This window comes from Mesorhizobium sp. M7A.F.Ca.ET.027.02.1.1 (assembly GCF_004022985.1).
Classification (GTDB): domain Bacteria; phylum Pseudomonadota; class Alphaproteobacteria; order Rhizobiales; family Rhizobiaceae; genus Mesorhizobium.
This window is the reverse complement of the sequence record NZ_RZOL01000728.1, coordinates 1-1,491: the sequence shown is the minus strand read 5'-3', so window position 1 is coordinate 1,491 and position 1,491 is coordinate 1. Positions and strand designations below refer to the sequence as shown.

1 protein-coding gene and 1 pseudogene are annotated in these 1,491 nt (G+C 62.6%); both read left to right on the top strand.

The window, feature by feature from the left end:
- Positions 1-915 (top strand): beta-ketoacyl-ACP synthase III (locus EN749_RS35620; RefSeq protein ID WP_245491582.1); only part of this gene is annotated, 915 nt, incomplete at its 5' end.
- A gap of 273 nt (positions 916-1,188) precedes the next feature.
- Positions 1,189-1,491, top strand: a pseudogene (locus EN749_RS35615) (molybdenum cofactor sulfurase); the annotation flags it as partial.

Here is a 1,491-nt window from a genome sequence, read left to right as displayed (position 1 = left end):
GGCATCCTCGACTCGACTCGGATGGCGCCGCGCATTCCCGCACGGCCCGACGATGCGCTGTCGCTGGAGGCCGAGTTCGGCATAGCCTCGGCGAAGAAGGCCCTCGACCATGCCGGGCTGCAGCCGTCGGATATAGACCTGGTGATCTGCTCGGCCTCGCATCACCAGCGGCCCTATCCGGCGATCGCCATCGAAATGCAGGAGGCGCTGGGGACGAAGGGCGCGGGCTTTGACATGGGGCTTGGCTGTTCTTCGGCGGCGGCCGCCTTGCACATAGCCGTCAATTTGGTGCGGTCGGGCGCGCACAAGCGCATTCTGGTGACGACGCCCGAGATCATCACCGGCCATCTCAATTTTCGCGACCGGCAGACGCATTTCATCTTCGGCGACGCTTCGGTGTCGATGGTGGTCGAAGGGCTGGCCAAGGGCGACAAGCGGCCGGGGCGCTTCGAAGTGCTCGACACGCGCGTCTGGACGCAGATGTCGAACAACATCCGCACCAATCTGGGCTATCACACCCGCACCGCCCAGGATGATCCTTACATGATCAATCTGGAAGGCAATCTGATCAAGCAGGTCGGCAACAAGGTGTTCAAGGAAGTCACCGTTGCCGGGCAGAAATTCATCGTCGAATTCCTGGCCGAGCACGGGCTGACGCCGCAGGCGATCAGGCGCTTCTGGCTGCATCAGGCCAATGCACGCATGAATGCGATGATCCTGAAACTGTCGTTCGGCCACGAGGTCGACCACGACCGCGCGCCGATGGTGCTGGAGCGGCTGGGCAACACGGCGGGCGCCGGCGCCATCGTCGCGCTGTCGGAAAACCACGCCGACATGAAGCCTGGCGATTTCGGCCTGATCTGCGCCTTTGGCGCGGGGTATTCGATAGGCGGTGCGCTGCTGCGGATGCTCTAGCTATGTCGATATTCAGGTGAGGCCGCCCGGCGAATGGCTACGCTTCCCCGCGTCGCGGTAGGGCTGAACTCACGTACCCAAAAGTACGCTCCGTTCCTGTGCTCGGAATACACTTTGGCGCTCAATACGCCTTGTTGCGTTAGGCTGGTGCGAACGGCACTCGCCTGGCGATCGCCATCCCATCGGTGACGTTGATCGGACGATCAGCACTTTCGACTGGACGCCGCGAAGTCCGCCCGGCTAATTCGCTGGATGACGAGAGAAAAGAACGCCATGCTGGATCTCTTCCCCGAGGCTGAAAAGCCGATCGAAATCATCCCCGCGCGAAAGCTTGCCGCCAAGGCGGCAGCGCTTTACGTGGCGCCGGCGGATCATTTTCAGACGCGCCCGGTGGACGAATTGCTGCTGGATTTCGATGGCATAGCAGGCGATTTTCATGCCGGACCGACACGCCGCGCGGGCGGGCGCGAGCCCTGGTATCCGCGCGGCACCGAAATGCGCAACGAACGGCAATTGTCCATAGTGGCAGCGGACGAACTGGCGGTTGTTGCCCAACGCATGGGCCTGGCCGAGATC